Source organism: Phytohabitans sp. LZ39, assembly GCF_059359075.1.
This window is the reverse complement of the sequence record NZ_JCADBM010000020.1, coordinates 159,844-175,010: the sequence shown is the minus strand read 5'-3', so window position 1 is coordinate 175,010 and position 15,167 is coordinate 159,844. Positions and strand designations below refer to the sequence as shown.

The window sequence follows — 15,167 nt, the reverse complement described above, 5'->3', positions numbered from 1 at the left end:
GCGGCCCCGGCGAGACGCGGCCCTACGAGCCGATGGCGTAGGCGCGGACCAGAGTGAGTTCCGCGGTGTTTCCGTCGCGGTCGACGGCGGTGGCGCGCAAGGAGACGAAACCGTCCGCCGCCGGGTGGGTGATCACCGCCGTGCGACTCCAGCCCGAGCCGGTCAGCGGCGCGGGCTGCCAGTGCCCACCGTCGTCATAGGACACGTCGACCCGTAGTGCGCGCGGCCCGCTCGCCGGTGCGCCGGGCTGGCGCTGCACGTGCACCGGCAGCGCGAACGTGCAGCCGGCCTTGGCCCGGTTTCGCTGGTCGAGCGTGGGTGCGAAACGGATGGCCAGCAACGGCAACGGCTGGGCGTCGGGGGCCGCCGAGTGCCCGGACCGGAAGGTCCAGGCCGCGTCGACCCTTGTGGACAGTGTCGCGGTGGATCGTGTCGCGCTGGCCTCCAGCCGGTAGGTGTCCGGCGCGGAGGGCACGTCGAACGAGCCGCTCAGCCCGTCTCCCACGCCCACCTGCCGGCCGTTTCGCGACAGCGCCGTCTGGGCCGTGTCGGTGGCCGACCAGCCCACGTGGCGGTCCGCCTGGTCGGTGAAGAGGTTCAGGGTGTATCCGATCGTGTCGTCCGAGCGCCAGCCGCCCTGCCCGCCGAGCGAGGGATGGTCCGGAAAGGACGGTCCGAACGGGGCGGCGTTCCAGCGTTCCACTGTGGTGCCTCGCCGGTAGGTCGCGGGCGCGGACCGGATCAACGCGGTGTACTCGTACTCGCCCGCACCGCGGGGGCGCAGCGAGACCTCGCGCCGCCACTCCAGCCCCGGTGTGTAGCGCTCGACGAGCGTGGCCGGGGTCGCCACGTCGACGAGGTTGTCCTTGCGGGCCACCTGGTCCGGAGCCGACGCCGCGATCTCGGTGCGCACCGTGGCCAGGTCGGCGTCACGGATCCGCTTGACGAGCGTGTCCGGCAGGCCGCCGGCGGCGTCGGTCCAGCTCAGGTGGTAAAAGTACGGGCTGCCCGTGAATCCGCCGGTGCCGTCCGGCTCGGCGAGGTGGCCTCGCATGTGGACGGTGAACTCGTCGGCGGGAGCGGACGTGCGCGACGGCCGGACGAAGAGCCCGTCGAAGTTCTCCGCGAAGTACCGCGTCTCCGCGTCGTAGCCGGCCACCCGGCGGGAGAAACCGAACTCGGCGGACGCGGGCCGGGCCGTGGGCCGGTCGACGGCGAGCCCGACCGGCACGGCCTGCCGGGCGTCGACGACGAACGTGCTGTCGGCGGTGACCGTCACCAGCGGCTCGGCGACCAGCGTGGTGCTGTCGCCGCCAGAGCCGTCGGGGGTCGTGACGGTGGCCGTGACGTAGTAGCGGCCCCGGGGCAGCCGCACGCCGACCGTTCCGGAGGCGTCGTACGGCTCGCTGCTCTTCCCGGTGTCGACGTCCGTCACCTGGACCGAGTACGAGGACGTGTGCGCGCCGCCCCGGTCGAGGAAGCTGAGGGACAGGTCGTAGCTCTCGACCTCCAGGGTCACCGCGACCGGCGTCCGCACCGACGTTCGCCCGTCGCCGGCGACGACGTACCCGCCGTAGATGCCCGGCGGCCGGGGTCCGGACGGGTCCGTGACCAGGCGCACCGACGTCGTGCCGCCGGCCGGCACCGTGATCTGGGCGGGCTCGACGGTGAACATCCCGGCCGGCGCCGGCTGGCCGTCCGGTCCCCGCACGTCGGTCGCGACGTCGAGCGTCACCGGGGCGCTTCCGTGGTTCCGGTACGTGATCGTGTCGGTGGTCCCCGCGCCGCTGGCGTACGGCCAGCGGACCAACCCCTTGCTCAGGCTCGCCGGCGCGGCGGTCACCGACTGCGTTGTGGCCCGCGCGAGGTCCACCCGCCCGGCGCCCTGCGCGTAGACGGTGGCGCCGTCCCTCGGCGTGGCGCTGCCCATGAGGGCCGGCTTGATTTCGTCGGCGTCCCATCCGGGGTGCTGGCCGGCGAGGATCGCCGCGGCCCCGGCGACGTGTGGTGCGGCCATCGAGGTGCCGGACATGGCCACGTAGGGGTCGCCGTCCGAGCCCGCCCGAGCCGACGCGATGTCTACGCCCGGCGCGGTGATGTCGGGCTTGACGGCCAGGTCGCCGATGCGCGGGCCGCGGGAGGAGAAGTCGGCCAGGGCCTCCTGCCGGTCGACCGCACCGACGGTCAGGGCCTCGTCGGCCGTGCCGGGACTTCCGAGCGATCCGGGCGCGGGACCGTCGTTGCCGGCCGACACCACGAAGAGCGTGCCGGAGTCCCGGGCCAGCCGGTTGAGCGCCGACTCGAGCGGACCGGTGCCCTCCTCGTCGTAGAAGCCGATGCTGATGTTCACCACGTCGGCGCCTTCGTCGACGGCCCACTCCATGGCCGCGATCACCTGGGATTCGGAGACGTCGCCGTAGACGTCCGCCACCTTGCCGACGAGCAGCTTGGCGTCGGGCGCGACACCGACCCGCTCGCCGCCGGACGCCGCGCCGTTGCCGGTGATGATGCCGGCGACGTGGGTGCCGTGACCGTTGCGGTCGTCGGTGCCGGGCTCCTCGTCGACGAAGCCCTTCGCGCCGGCCACGGCGTCGGCGAGGTCGGGATGGGTGGCGTCGAGCCCGGAGTCGATCACGGCGACGGTCGCACCGGCGCCGGTGTGCCCGGCCTGCCAGGCCGCCGGCGCACCGATTTGTGGCACACTTCGATCCAGGCTGACCTTGCCTTTGCCGTCCAGCCAGAGGCCGCTCAGGCCGGACTCGGTGGCCGCCCGCCAGAACGCGCCGGCGCGAGCCTTGCCGACCGTGGCGGCCGAGGCACCGATCACCGGCAGGTCACGTGTCACCCGGCCGCCGGCGTCGCGCAGCCGCTCACCGGCCGACCGGGCGGACGAGCCCTGGTGACCCACGATGACCGGCAGATCCGGGCGCGAGTCGTCGTATCCCATGCGGATGAGCGCCGCGACGTCGAACAACCGCCGATCCACCCGGCCCGCCGCGACGAGCGGCAACGCGTCGGTCGGCAGGACGTATTCGCCGCCGCGGTCCGCATGCCGCACGAACCCCACGTGCCGGCCCTCGCCCGCTCGGGCCGACACCACCTCGACCCGGGCACCGAGCACCCGGACGAGCACCCGGTCGCCGGTAACGAGCGTCACCCACCGCTGCTCCGCGGCACGACCGGCGGCGGCCGCCGGTTGCGGAGCGGCGGCCCCGGTCGCACTCGCTCCTAATAGGACAATAAGCGCTAGCGCAAGCCTGCCCAGTCTTTTCACGTCTCTCCCCGCTCTGCCGACTCCAACGGTCGCGGCCGGCAACACGCCTGGCACGACGTATCGGTTGCGGCACAGCAGGGTCAGGAACGCGACACATGTGGCCGGCGTTCAACGTCGCGGTGTGGACAGGAATCTATCCGCGACGGCTTGCAGGGGTCTTTCACAAGGCTTTCAAAGGGGGGTTGCTCAGTGCGGTCCGGTGTGACCGGTGAAGTCGGGGCGCAGCGCACGGCCCGCCGCGCTGTGCGGATCGGGCTCGCCATCGGTGTCGTCCACCTCGCGCCGGACCTCTTCCTCGGCCTGCACGATGCCCGCGTCGTTGCCGGACTCGTCGTCGACCTGCCCGTCCCCGGGTGACCTCGCCATCGCGCGGGTCAGCTCGGACAGCGGCAGCTTCTCCTCGTCCCGCCAGACGCCATCGGTGTCTGCACTCATACCGAAAGGGCTACCCGCTCGGGCCGCCCACAAACCGCGGCCCGGTCGTCACCGCAACGCCACCATCAGGTCGCGGCAGACCCGCTCGCACGAATAGCACGCCTCGGCGCAGACCCGGCAGTGCTGCTGCCGCTCGACGTGGTGGGCACACTCCTCCGCGCACGCGCGGCAGGCGGTCGCGCAGGCTTCCAGCATCGTCCGGCTGATCGCGCCGTCCGCACCGGCGTGGCGCGACAGCATTCGGGCGGTGGCGAGGCAGATGTCGGCGCAGTTGAGGTTGAGCGCGATGCAGCGGGTCAGGTCAGCGACCTGGTCGTCGCTGAGGCAGGCGTCGGCGCACGCGGTACAGGTTTCCGCGCACGCGTTCAGCGAGTCGATCGCCGCGGCGAGGCGGGTCCGGTCGACGTCCGCCCGCCGCGGATGGGTCTCCAGCATGGAGAGCGTCGTGGTCATGGAGGGCTCGATTCCCCGTGACGGGCGTCTCATGCGGCCGTGTCACCTCTTCCCCGCGGGTCCCGTCAACGCGGTAACGAAGACCGAGAGAGGAAGACGGAAATGCAGCGGATGACCAACCCGGCGATGGTCCTGCCGGAGTCGATGAAGGCGATCAACATGCTCGTCAAGGTGACGCACGGCGTGGGCGTGCCGGCCTCGATCCTGGAACTGGTGCACCTGCGTGCCAGCCAGGTCAACGGGTGTGGCTACTGCGTCGACGCCGGCGCGCGCAGCGCGAAGAAGGCCGGCGAGACCGACGAGCGGCTCTTCGCCGTGGCCGCGTGGCGCGAGTCGCCGTACTTCACCGACGCCGAGCGGGCCGCGCTGGCACTGAGCGAGGCGGCGACCCGGATCGCCGACCGCGGCGACGCGGTGCCGGACGACGTGTGGGAGGCGGCGGCGAAGCACTTCGACGAGCGGGAGCTGGCCGCCATCGTCATGTGGATCGCCACCACCAACCTCTTCAACCGCCTCAACGTCACGATCCGCCAGCCCGCCGGCGAAGGCCTGGGCTGAGACGGCGCGGGCGGGGCACCCCGCCCGCGCTCGCCGACTATCTTCCAAAGGTGGTGTCCGGTGGCGAGCGGTGGCTCCGACGTCTCCTGTGAAGGCGCCACCGTGGCGCCGGTGGAGAGGAGCACGGCCATGAAGTACATGATCATGCTGATGGGGTCGCAGCGGGACTACGACATGATCACCGGGAAGGCCGGCGGAGACAGCCCGGCCTGGACGCCCGAGGAGATCGGCGCACTCCACGACTTCATGCGCAAGTGGAACGAGGAGCTGGTCGAGTCCGGCGAGTTCGTCGACGCGCGCGGGCTCACCGCGCCGGTGCACGCGCGGCGGGTGCGGTTGCGGGACGGCGTGCCGGTGGTGACCGACGGGCCGTACGCGGAGACGCAGGAGGTCCTGGCCGGCTACAACATCGTCGAGTGCGAGAGCTTCGACCGGGCCACCGAGATCGCCGCCAAGCTCGCGTACACGCCGCACCCGGAGCACGCCAAGCTCGCCAACGAGTGGTACGTCGACGTCAGGCCGATCGTCGACGGCGTGGACGAGCTGGAGCTCTGAGCGGAGCCGTGCCGGACGCCGAGGTCGAGGACCTGTTGCGCACGCTCGCGCCGCAGGTCCTCGGCGCGGTCGTGCGGCGGTACGGGCACTTCGACACCGCCGAGGACGCCGTGCAGGAGGCGCTGCTCGCGGCCGCGTCGCAGTGGCCGGAGGAGGGCGTGCCGGAGCGGCCGAAGGCCTGGCTGATCACGGTGGCCGCGCGGCGGCTGACCGATCTGCTCCGCAGCGAGCAGGCCCGCCAGCGCCGCGAGGACACGGTCGCCCAGTGGGTGCTGCCCGAGCAGTGGCTGGCGCCGGCCGCCGACCGCCCGGTGTCCGACTCCGACGACACACTGATCCTGCTCTTCATGTGTTGCCATCCGGCGCTCACCCCGGCCGGCCAGATCGCGCTCACGCTGCGGGCGGTGGGCGGCCTGACCACGGCCGAGATCGCGCGCGCGTTTCTCGTGCCCGAGGGCACGATGACCCGGCGGATCACCCGGGCCAAGCAGAGCATCCAGCAGAGCGGCATCCCCTTCGGGATGCCGAGGCCCGAGGAGCGCGCCGCCCGGCTCGCCGCCGTCCTCCACGTCCTCTACCTGATTTTCAACGAGGGGTACACGAGCACCTCCGGCCCGGCGCTCCAGCGCGCCGAGCTCGCCGGCGAGGCGATCCGGCTGGCCCGCATGGTGCACCGACTGCTGCCCGATGACGGTGAGGTGGCCGGCCTGCTCGCGCTGATGCTGCTCACCGACGCGCGGCGACCGGCGCGCACCGGTCCGGACGGCGAGCTCGTCCCGATGGCGGAGCAGGACCGGAGCCGGTGGAACGCGGCGTACGTCAGGGAAGGCGTCGACCTGATCAGTGCCGTGCTGCCGAAGGGCGTGGCCGGGCCGTACCAGATCCAGGCGGCCATCGCGGCGGTCCACGACGAGGCGCCGAGCGCGGAGGCGACCGACTGGCCGCAGATCCTCGCCTTGTACGAGGTGCTGATGGAGATCTCGGACAACCCGATGGTCGCGCTCAACCACGCCGTCGCGGTGGCGATGGTGCGCGGCGCGCGGGCCGGTCTCGAGCTGCTCGGAGGGCTCGAGGCCGACGAGCGGATCGCGCGCGACCACCGGCTGGAGGCGGTCCGGGCCCACCTGCTGGAGATGGCGGGCGAGCGGGCGGCGGCCCGCGCGGCGTACGACCTGGCGGCCGGCCGCACGACAAGCCAGCCGCAGCAGCGATATCTGCACGCCCGCGCCGCCCGCATCGCCGACTGAATTTACGTTCTTAATAGTCGGGGCGGTCAGATGAAAATTGCATTCTGCGGGGTGCATCGCCGCTGAACCTCGGGGTGAAGGTACGCCTCTTTCTTGGGCGCTGGTGCGACGGACTGAGCCGCCGCCACGGCGGCCGGTGCGGCGAGCAGGGAAAGCGCGAGCGCGACGGCGGCTATCAACCTGACCACTGCTAATCAACCTCTATCCATTTAGGCACACCGATATGCCGGCCGCTATGACGGCCGTCCGGTGAATGGTGGGTGGAGGAGACGCCACTGCGTTGGGCTGGGCAACCTCCTGGTCGGTGACGTCTCTACGCGGCTGGCGAGGGGCGCCGTGCCCGTTGGGGCCATCCCGCGAATTCGCGATCATGCTATCGGGGCACGCTTGCGCCACGCAAGGAAGATTGCGATCTTTGCTGAGCGTGCGCGCGGCGTTACAAGCTTATTTGTCAGCCCGCTGAACAATTCCTTGCGAGCCCGTAAGTATGGGCAAGCGTCTTTGTCCCTTACGATTCGACGTGACAATTTTTCACGGTTCCGACCTGCGCGATTGGAGATCCTGTCCGGGTTGGTGTCCGGATTCGTGCACGGAACTTGTCCGCCAACGCGTCGCACGATCTCGGCATGCGATGGCTGAGGTTTCCGATAGGGCGTGACGCCGCTTTCTGGCGGACCGTGGCGACCGAGCGCACCGTGCTCGCCGCCGTACACACGATGGCGAGCGCCGGGCACGTGCTCGACGCGATCGAGCTGCTGGAGCCGGACCGCCGGATCCAGGTGGTGTTCACACAGGCGCCGGATCGGTTCAGCGGTGGGGTGCACGACCACCTGCGCGCGGCGGGCGTCGTCGCGATCGACTGGGACCAGGCGGTGCACACGGACTTCGACCTTGTGGTGTCCGCCGATCGCGGCGGCCTGCACGAGCTCGGCGGGCCGTGGCTGGCGCTGGCCCATGGCGTCATGAACAACAAGCTGACCCGGGCGAGCGGCGGCATGGTGGTCGGCCTCGGCGCGCCGTGGTTCACCCACTTCGGCCGCCTCCTGCCGGCGGCGGTGGCGGTGTCGCACCCCGACGTGGTGGACGCTCTGCGGCACCAGTGCCCGGAGGCGGTACCCGTGGCGGCCGTCACCGGCGACCTCTGCCTGGACCGCCTGGTCGAGAGCCGGCGGCATCGCGCCGCCTATCGGGAGGCGCTGGGCGTCGACGACCAGCGCACGCTTGTCGCGATCAGCTCCACCTGGGGCCCGGACTCGCTGCTCGGGCGCGCGCCGGACACCCTGTTCGACCTCGTCGCCGACCTTCCGGACCGGTACGCGGTGACCATGGTGATCCATCCGGGGGCCTGGCACGGCCACGGGAGCCGGCAGGTGCTCGCGTGGCTCGCCCGGCAGCGGCGGGCCGGGCTGCGGCTCGTCGACCCGGCGAGCTGGCGTGGCCTCGTCGCCGCGGCGGACGTCGTCATCGGTGACCACGGCTCGGCGACGATCTACGCGGCCGCCGCCGGTGTGCCCGTGCTCCGGGCCGGACCACTGCCGCCGACCGCGCCGGGTGCGGCCGCGGAGATCATGGGCGCCGTCACCCGGGCGGTGGAGCCGGGCCGCCCGCTCGGTCCCCAGCTGCGCGCGGCAGTCGCCTCCTTCGACGCCGCCGCGTACGCCCGGGTCGCCGGCGCGGTCACCGCCCGGCCGGGTGCGGCGGCCAGCCTGCTGCGCGCCCGGATGTACCACCTGCTGCGGCTGCCGGAACCGGAGACGGGCTGCGCGCCGGCGCCGGTAGGCCGGCCCATGCCGGTCGGCGACGACCGGAGCCGGCTGTGAGCCGCCCCGAGGTCGCGGTGATCGCCGACGTCGATCGGGCGCCGCCGCGCTGGCTTGAGGTGGCCGACGTCATCGTCGCCCGGCGCGCGCAGCCCTCTCCACAGTGGATTCACGAGGCGTTGGAACGGTTTCCCGGCGCGGGGATCGTGGCGATGGACCGCGGTGACGGGAGGACCCTGCTCGGGCTCCGGGACGGATCGCTCGTCACGGCCGCGGGCGGGCGGCCGGTGCCGGTCGCCGCGTTTCTACACGGGTGGCTGGCGTCCGGGCGGCCGGTCGCCGCGCTCGACGGCGTCACTGTCGAGATTGGATGGAGCCGGGTCGGGTGCTGGAAGGGTAGCCAGCAGGCGGCGTACCTCAGCCGCCTCGACGTCCGCCAGCCGCTCGTAGATCAGTAGGGCACGGGCCAGGTCGGCACGCGCCCGCGGCAGGTCCGTCGCCGCCAGGGCCAGCTCTCCCCGCCGGTGCAGGGCATAGGCCTCGCCGCGCGGCGAGCCCAGCTCGCGCATCCGGTGCAGGGCGGCGGTGAGGCGCTTCTCCGCCTGCGGCCGGTCGCCGAGGCGGCCCAGCGCGTAGCCGAGCTCGATGTGCACCCGCGACTGGTTGTACGGGTCGACGTCGCCGAGGTCGGCGAAGACCGCGTCCGCCCGGCGCAGGTGGTCGGCCGCCGGCTCCGGCTGGGCGAGCGCGTTGTGCGCGGTGCCCAGGCGAAACAGCGCAAAGCCGATACACCGCAGGTCGCCCAGCTCGCGGCAGAGGCGCTCCTGCTCTCCGAAGTGGACAATCGCCTCGCCGTACCGGTCGTGGGCCGCCGCCACGATGCCGAGGCCGCCGATGGCCACGGCCACGCCTGGGCGGTCGCCCAACTCCGCGGAAAGGCGGCGGGCGCGCTCGAACAGCTCGCCCGCCTCGTCGAAGCGCCCGACGTCGAAGTGCGCGAATCCCCAGCGCCGCACCATGTCCGCCTCGCGCTTGCGGTCCTGGAGGCGCGTCGCACACTCGACGGCGATGCGGTCGACCACCATCCGGTCGTGGTGGTGGCGGCGCAGGTGAAACAACGGCCACATCGAGTCCGCGATCCGCCAGGCGAGCAGCGGCCGGTCGCGCGCGGCCTCCTGGACCGCGGCCACGAGGTTGTCCCGCTCCGCCTCCAACCAGTCGAGCGCCTCACCGCGGCCGGCGTGCGTGACGGCGTCCGGCCGCAGGTACCTGAACGGGGCGTCGAGGTCGCGCTCCCGGTACGGCGTCAGGATGTGGTCCGCCGCGAGGACACCGGCGAGGTGCCATTCGAGCGTCCGGAGCAGGAGCGCGGGCGCCTCCGGATCGGTGGCCGCGGCCTGCCGGGCGTGCAGCCGCACCAGGTCGTGCGGGCGAAAGCGCCCGTCCGCGCCCTCTTCCAGCAGGCTCGCCTCGACCAGCTCGTCGAGTGCCACCGCCGCGTCTTCCTCGCCGGCCTCCAGCGCCGCCGCGATGACCGGCACGCCGAACGTGGCACCGGGGTGCAAACCCACCGCCCGGTAGCAGCGTGCCGCCGGCGCGTCGAGCGCCCGGTAGCTGAGGTCGAAGGCGCCCTGCACGGATACCCCTTCGCGGCCGAGGGCGGCCAGCCGCCGATGTTCCTGTGCCAGCTCGCCGACGATCCGGCTCACCGGCCAGCGTGGACGGGTCGCCAGGCGCGCGCTGGCCATGGTGAGCGCGATCGGCAGCCCGGCGCAGAGCCGTACCAGCGACGACGTCGAAGCGGTGTCGCTCGTGACCCGCTCGCGCCCGATGGCGCGGGCCAGCAGCTCGGTGGCCGCCTCCTCGCCGAGCGGCTCCGCCGTCATGAAGGCGGCGCCGTCGCCGAGCAGGCCGCCCAGCCGCCACCGCGCGGTCACCAGCACCACACAGGACGGTGCGGCGGGCAGCAGGGGCCGGACCTGGGCCGCGGAGATCGCGTTGTCCAGCAACACGAGCAGCTGCCGGCCCGCCGCCAGCGAGCGGAAGAGCGCGCTCTGCTCCGCCAGGCCGGCCGGGACCCGCTCGGGTGCCAGGCCGAACGAACGCAGCAGGTGTGCGAGCAACGTGCTGGGGCTGCTCGGACCCGTCGGATCGAACGCGCCAAGGTTGGCGTGCAACTGCCCGTCGGGGAAGCGCGCGCTGGCCCGGTGTGCCCAGGCGAGCGCGAGGCTGGACTTGCCCACCCCGCCCGGCCCGCTGATCACGACGAGCGCGGGCCCGCCGCGGGGCCGCGCGACGATCGCGTCGATCTGGGCCAGCTCCCGCTCGCGACCGACGAAGTGCGCCGGTGCCGGTGGCAGCTGCCGGGGCGCGGGCGGCGCGGCGGGCGGCGCCCCGTGGACGTGTACGCCGCCGTGGATCACCCCCGCCTGCACCGCGTGTCCACCGACGTAGCCACCGATCGCGTTTTCGGTGTTGACGCCGCCCGGGTCAGGCCGGTTCATCGGCCGCCGCGGGAGTCCTCGGCGGAGCCGGCGCCGAACGTGATCCCGCCGCTCACGTCACGTGCCTGTACGACGTGTCCGCCCACCGAGCCGGACTGCTGGTTGACCACGCCGTCGTGCGCGGCCACCACCGCGGCATCGCGCACCGCCGACCACAGCCTGGCCAGGTCGGCGGCGAACGTCGGGTCGCGGTCGGCGGCGACGGAAAGTGCGGCCGCCAACCGCTCGACGAGCCGCTCGTCTCCGGGATGACTCTCGGCCGACTCCAGCGTCCCCGTCCCGCCGGGCTCGGCGGCCAACCGGGAGCGGACCCGCTGGACGAGCGCGCCGAACGCGGCGCGGCCCGCCTCCGAAAGCCCTTCCGCGGCCTTGGTGGCCAGCGCCGTCGCGACGGCGAGCATCATGGGATCGATCATGCGGCCCCCTCCCCAACCACCCAGAGTAGGGCACGCATCGCTGCCAGTAACATGCCAAAGTGGTGGTCCCACATCATCCGTAATTTTCACGGCGACCAATTTCAGTGGCATCGGGCGCCAATGAATTGAAATGAATGAGAAAGCCGATCATTTCAGTCTCGACCGATCTTCGAATCGAGCTGAACTGTATTCGCGTCCATCTCGTACGGTAGTTAACACACCACGATCAGTGAGGACCGGTGGTTGTTGTGGGGTGGACACCAGGGGCAGATGATGATCCCGACGACGCCATGCCCGCGGGCGAAAGGCGTCTGCACGTGCAAGACAGCGAACATGTTTATCAATCGAGTGGCAGTCAGTACATCTACAACACGTCGACGGCTCCCGCACCGGCCGCACCCTGCAACGATCTTCCGCGGGACACTCCGGCCTTCACCGGTCGCAAGCGCGAACTGATGGCCCTGGTGCACAACGTCACCCAGACCGCGGAGGCCAAGCGGATCATTCCCGTCTACGTCATCGACGGGATGCCCGGCGTCGGCAAGAGCGCATTCGCGGTACACGCCGCGCACATGTTGCAAGACCATTTTCCGGACGGCCAGTTCTATATCAATCTGCACGCGCATACGACCGGGCATCGGCCCATGCATCCGGCGGACGCGCTCTTCGAACTGCTGGCCGCCGGCGGCGTGCGCCCCGCCCACATTCCGGCGGCGCTGGACGCGCGCGCGGCGCTTTGGCGCAAGCGGTTGGCCCGCAGCCGCGCCCTGGTCGTCCTCGACAACGCGCACAGCCGCAAGCAGGTACTACCGCTGCTGCCCGGTGCCAGTCACTGCCTCGTGATGGTCACCAGCCGGCAGCGACTGACCGGACTGCTGGCACAGCAGGCGTCGATAAGCCTGGCGCTGGGCACGCTGCCGCCGGAGGACGCCGCGGCGCTCTTCGGCCGGATGGCCAACCGTCACTTCAAGCCCGCCGAGAAGGGTCTGGTCGACGACCTCACCCGGCTCTGCGGCTACCTGCCGCTCGCGATCTGCCTCCTGGCCTCACCCCTGGCCTCGGAGCCGCAGTGGCCGATAACGGAGCTCGTGCGCGACCTCGCACAGACCAAGCACCATCTCTCCCGGATGGGCGCCGAGGACGTGACGGTGGAGGCGGCGTTCGACCTGTCGTACCGCCAGCTGTCGGTCAACCTCCGGCGTTTCTTCCGCCGCCTCGGACTGCACCCGGGGCCCGATCTCGACCCGTACGCGGCCGCCGCGCTCAACGACACGACACCGGACCAGGCGCGGCAGAGCCTCGACGCGCTCTACCATCACCACCTCGTCGACCAGCCCGCGTTCGGCCGCTACCGGCTGCACGACCTGATCCGGCAGTACGCGGTCATGCGCGCCGAGAGCGACGCACCGGCCGACCTCGGCGCGGCGACGGCGCGGTTGCTCGACTACTACCGGCGGGCCGCGGAGTCGGCGTCCCGGCACCTGTCCCGCCGCGCCGGCCCGCCCGCCGGCGCGTCGAACGGGGCGGTCCGCCGCCTTCCACCGATCAACAGCCGGCACGCGGCGATGAGCTGGATGAGGGTGGAGCAGGCCAACCTCTTCGCCTGCTCGAGCACGGCACCGGCGCATCCCGCCGAAGCCGTGCTCCCGGCCCTCGCCACGGCGATGGCGCCGTACCTCGGCCTCGCCGGCCCCTGGGACCGCGCGATCTCGCTGCACCGCGCGGCGGCGGCCACGGCGGGTGCCGCCGGCAACCGGCGGGCACAGGCCGACGCGCTGCGCGAGCTCGGCACCCTGCATCGCCACACCGGCAGTTACGACGACGCCGAAACGACCCTCGGCCAAGCCTTGGCGCTGCACCGGAGCAGCGGGTACCAGCGCGGTGTCGCCGACGTGCTGACCCAGCTCGGCGGCGTCCGGCGGCATGCGGGCGACCCGGTACGCGCCACCGCGGCCCTGCGTTCGGCGCTCGCCATCTACCAGGATCTCGGCGTGCCGCAGGGGCGTGCCGAGGCCCTCAACGAGATCGGCCTCGTCTTCTGGGCGAGCGGCGAGTACGGGGAAGCGCTCGCGGCGCAGCGCGAGGCACTGGCGCTGTACGAGGAGCTCGGCGACCCGCACGGCACCGCCGACACGCTGCGCCAGATCGGCGGCATCCAGCAGCTGACGGTCGGCTACCCGCCCGCCGTCGACGCGCACCGGCGGTCCCTCGACATCTACCGCGATCTGGGCGACCGGCACGGCGAGGCGAAGGCACTCAACTACCTCGGCGCCGCGCACTGCCACATGGGCGAGTACGACGAGAGCCGCGACGCACTAGCCCAGGCGCTCACGATCCACGGCGAGCTCGGCTACCGCCCGGGCCAGGCCAACGCACTCAACTACCTCGGCATCGTGCTGTGCCAGACCGGCGCGTACCCGGGCGCGCGGCGGCTGATGATGCAGGCGCTGGCGATGTACCAGGGCATGCGCAACCGGGCCGGGCAGGCCGACGCGCTCAACCAGCTCGGTGTCCTCGACCGACTCACCGGTGACACCCAGAGCGCGGCCGACCGGCACGGGCGGGCACTTGTCATCTTCGAGGCGCTGTCCGACGCGCTCGGCCAGGCCGAGGCCCTGGTCAACCTCGGCGACCTGCTGCTGCTCCTCGACCAGGAGGGCGAGGCGGTCATCCGCTACCGCCGGGCGCTGGAGCTGGCCGAGCGGGCGCGACTGCCCCACCCCGAGGCCAACGCGCTTCTCGGCGCCGGGCGATGCGCGGCCCGCGCCGGCGCGCCGGCGGAGGCGGCCGGCCTGTTCCGCCAGGCACAGGCGGTCTTCCAACGGATAGGCGTGCCAGGCGGCGCCAAGACAGCGGCCGACCTCCTCAGCGATTGCCCGCGCTGATGGAGATCAGACTGCTCGGCGACGTCGAGGTGGAGATCGACGGCGCGACCTTCGCGCCGGGGCGGGCGGCGGAGCGCTGCGTCCTGGCGACGCTGGCGTTGAACCCCGGGCGCCCGGTGTCGGTCGACACGTTCGTCGAGCACATCTGGGGCGCTCGCCCACCGGCGAAGGCCGAGGAGACGGTCGCCACCTACGTCCGCGCCGTGCGGCGGACGATCGCCCGCGGCGGCGGTGACCGCCTGTCGCTGGCCAACCGGCGGCTGGGCGGATACCAGCTGGACGTCGACCCGCGGGTGGTCGACTACCGGAGGTTCGTCGACCTGCGCGCCTCCGCCCGCGTCCGCCACCGCGAAGGCGACCACCAGCGCGCGGCGGAGACGCTGGAGCGCGCCCTCGCCCTGTGGCGCGGCGAGGCACTGGCCGACGTCACCGGCCTCTGGGCGGACGCGCACCGGGTGCGGATGAGGCGGCAACGGCTCGACGCGACCTACGACCTCCTCGACCTTCACCTGCGCGCCGGCCGGGCGACCGCGATGGCGACCCGCGCGACCGAGCTGGCCCTCGACGACCCCACCGACAAGACGCTGGCGCTGGCGATCCGGGGCCTGGCGGCGAGCGGGCAGCGGGCGCTCATCCCAGCCTTCATGGCACGCACGGCCGACCGCTTGCGAGATGTCGCGAAGACCCGCCCCGGCCCGGATGTCGTCGCCCTCGCCCGCCAGCTGACGAACGAACCCGACCGCGACAGGCGCCCGCCGGACCCGCCGGCCCGCCGCGCCTCCGCCGGCGGCTCCGTGACGATGACCGCCACCAACTGCGTAAACGTCTACCAGGCCACCGGAGACCAATACATAGCCGAGCTTCGGGAAAGCGCGCCGGCCACCGCCCAGAAGTAACGCAGCGTGTCGCTCCACGCGACCCGAGGTCGTCCACGGATCTTTGAAGTCAGAGGCTGAGGGGCAGACACGCTATCGCTTGTTCGGTTTCCTTGATCGGCGCAGAGGGCGACCACGCCCAAACGGATCGTGGACGTTTACTGCCCCTCCAGGAGCAAGAACTCACCACGATCACTAACCTGAC

The 15,167-nt window shown here is 72.4% G+C and carries 11 protein-coding genes; 6 read left to right on the top strand and 5 right to left on the bottom strand.

Going from position 1 to position 15,167, the window contains the following annotated elements:
- Positions 1 to 22: 22 nt before the first annotated feature.
- From AC5L36_RS32625 to AC5L36_RS32615, 3 genes are all read right to left on the bottom strand, one after another.
- The gene (locus AC5L36_RS32625; protein ID WP_441222610.1) at positions 23 to 3,157 is read right to left on the bottom strand and encodes a S8 family serine peptidase; all 3,135 of its coding nucleotides are present in this window, start codon (positions 3,155 to 3,157) and stop codon (positions 23 to 25) included.
- Between the two features lie 303 nt (positions 3,158 to 3,460).
- The gene (locus AC5L36_RS32620; RefSeq protein WP_441222609.1) at positions 3,461 to 3,709 is read right to left on the bottom strand and encodes a hypothetical protein; all 249 of its coding nucleotides are present in this window, start codon (positions 3,707 to 3,709) and stop codon (positions 3,461 to 3,463) included.
- Positions 3,710 to 3,757: 48 nt separating this feature from the next.
- Complete coding sequence (locus tag AC5L36_RS32615) at positions 3,758 to 4,162, bottom strand: four-helix bundle copper-binding protein (protein ID WP_441222608.1); 405 nt, start codon at positions 4,160 to 4,162, stop codon at positions 3,758 to 3,760.
- Between the two features lie 102 nt (positions 4,163 to 4,264).
- Between AC5L36_RS32615 and AC5L36_RS32610 the strand changes: the two genes are divergently transcribed.
- From AC5L36_RS32610 to AC5L36_RS32595, 4 genes are all read left to right on the top strand, one after another.
- Entirely contained in the window at positions 4,265 to 4,720 is a 456-nt protein-coding gene (locus tag AC5L36_RS32610; protein ID WP_441222607.1) for a carboxymuconolactone decarboxylase family protein, read from the top strand.
- 129 nt (positions 4,721 to 4,849) lie between these two features.
- Complete coding sequence (locus AC5L36_RS32605) at positions 4,850 to 5,275, top strand: YciI family protein (RefSeq protein ID WP_441222606.1); 426 nt, start codon at positions 4,850 to 4,852, stop codon at positions 5,273 to 5,275.
- An 8-nt stretch (positions 5,276 to 5,283) separates the two neighbouring features.
- Positions 5,284 to 6,522 (top strand): RNA polymerase sigma factor, encoded by a 1,239-nt coding sequence (locus AC5L36_RS32600; RefSeq protein ID WP_441222605.1) that lies wholly within the window; start codon positions 5,284 to 5,286, stop codon positions 6,520 to 6,522.
- A gap of 626 nt (positions 6,523 to 7,148) precedes the next feature.
- Complete coding sequence (locus AC5L36_RS32595; RefSeq protein WP_441222604.1) at positions 7,149 to 8,342, top strand: hypothetical protein; 1,194 nt, start codon at positions 7,149 to 7,151, stop codon at positions 8,340 to 8,342.
- Between the two features lie 245 nt (positions 8,343 to 8,587).
- Here AC5L36_RS32595 and AC5L36_RS32590 read toward each other — a convergent pair whose 3' ends face one another.
- Positions 8,588 to 10,786, bottom strand: coding sequence for an ATP-binding protein (locus AC5L36_RS32590; protein ID WP_441222603.1), 2,199 nt, complete (start codon positions 10,784 to 10,786; stop codon positions 8,588 to 8,590).
- The gene (locus AC5L36_RS32585; protein WP_441222602.1) at positions 10,783 to 11,202 is read right to left on the bottom strand and encodes a hypothetical protein; all 420 of its coding nucleotides are present in this window, start codon (positions 11,200 to 11,202) and stop codon (positions 10,783 to 10,785) included. Before AC5L36_RS32585 ends, AC5L36_RS32590 begins: the two co-directional genes overlap by 4 nt.
- Positions 11,203 to 11,657: 455 nt before the next feature.
- Here AC5L36_RS32585 and AC5L36_RS32580 point away from each other — a divergent pair, with 455 nt between their 5' ends.
- Together AC5L36_RS32580 and AC5L36_RS32575 are read left to right on the top strand one after the other, a co-directional pair.
- Positions 11,658 to 14,087, top strand: a complete 2,430-nt coding sequence (locus AC5L36_RS32580) for an ATP-binding protein (RefSeq protein ID WP_441222601.1) — start codon at positions 11,658 to 11,660, stop codon at positions 14,085 to 14,087.
- The gene (locus AC5L36_RS32575) at positions 14,087 to 14,983 is read left to right on the top strand and encodes an AfsR/SARP family transcriptional regulator (protein WP_441222600.1); all 897 of its coding nucleotides are present in this window, start codon (positions 14,087 to 14,089) and stop codon (positions 14,981 to 14,983) included. Before AC5L36_RS32580 ends, AC5L36_RS32575 begins: the two co-directional genes overlap by 1 nt.
- Positions 14,984 to 15,167: the final 184 nt, after the last annotated feature.

What these genes read in the sequence shown, in the direction of transcription:
- AC5L36_RS32595 (WP_441222604.1), top strand. Translation starts at nt 7,149, where the DNA reads ATGCGATGGCTGAGGTTTCCGATAGGGCGTGACGCCGCTTTCTGGCGG.
- AC5L36_RS32580 (WP_441222601.1), top strand. Translation starts at nt 11,658, where the DNA reads ATGGCCCTGGTGCACAACGTCACCCAGACCGCGGAGGCCAAGCGGATC.
- AC5L36_RS32585 (WP_441222602.1), bottom strand. Translation starts at nt 11,202, where the DNA reads ATGATCGATCCCATGATGCTCGCCGTCGCGACGGCGCTGGCCACCAAG.
- AC5L36_RS32575 (WP_441222600.1), top strand. Translation starts at nt 14,087, where the DNA reads ATGGAGATCAGACTGCTCGGCGACGTCGAGGTGGAGATCGACGGCGCG.
- AC5L36_RS32620 (WP_441222609.1), bottom strand. Translation starts at nt 3,709, where the DNA reads ATGAGTGCAGACACCGATGGCGTCTGGCGGGACGAGGAGAAGCTGCCG.
- AC5L36_RS32605 (WP_441222606.1), top strand. Translation starts at nt 4,850, where the DNA reads ATGAAGTACATGATCATGCTGATGGGGTCGCAGCGGGACTACGACATG.
- AC5L36_RS32615 (WP_441222608.1), bottom strand. Translation starts at nt 4,162, where the DNA reads ATGACCACGACGCTCTCCATGCTGGAGACCCATCCGCGGCGGGCGGAC.
- AC5L36_RS32610 (WP_441222607.1), top strand. Translation starts at nt 4,265, where the DNA reads ATGCAGCGGATGACCAACCCGGCGATGGTCCTGCCGGAGTCGATGAAG.
- AC5L36_RS32590 (WP_441222603.1), bottom strand. Translation starts at nt 10,786, where the DNA reads ATGAACCGGCCTGACCCGGGCGGCGTCAACACCGAAAACGCGATCGGT.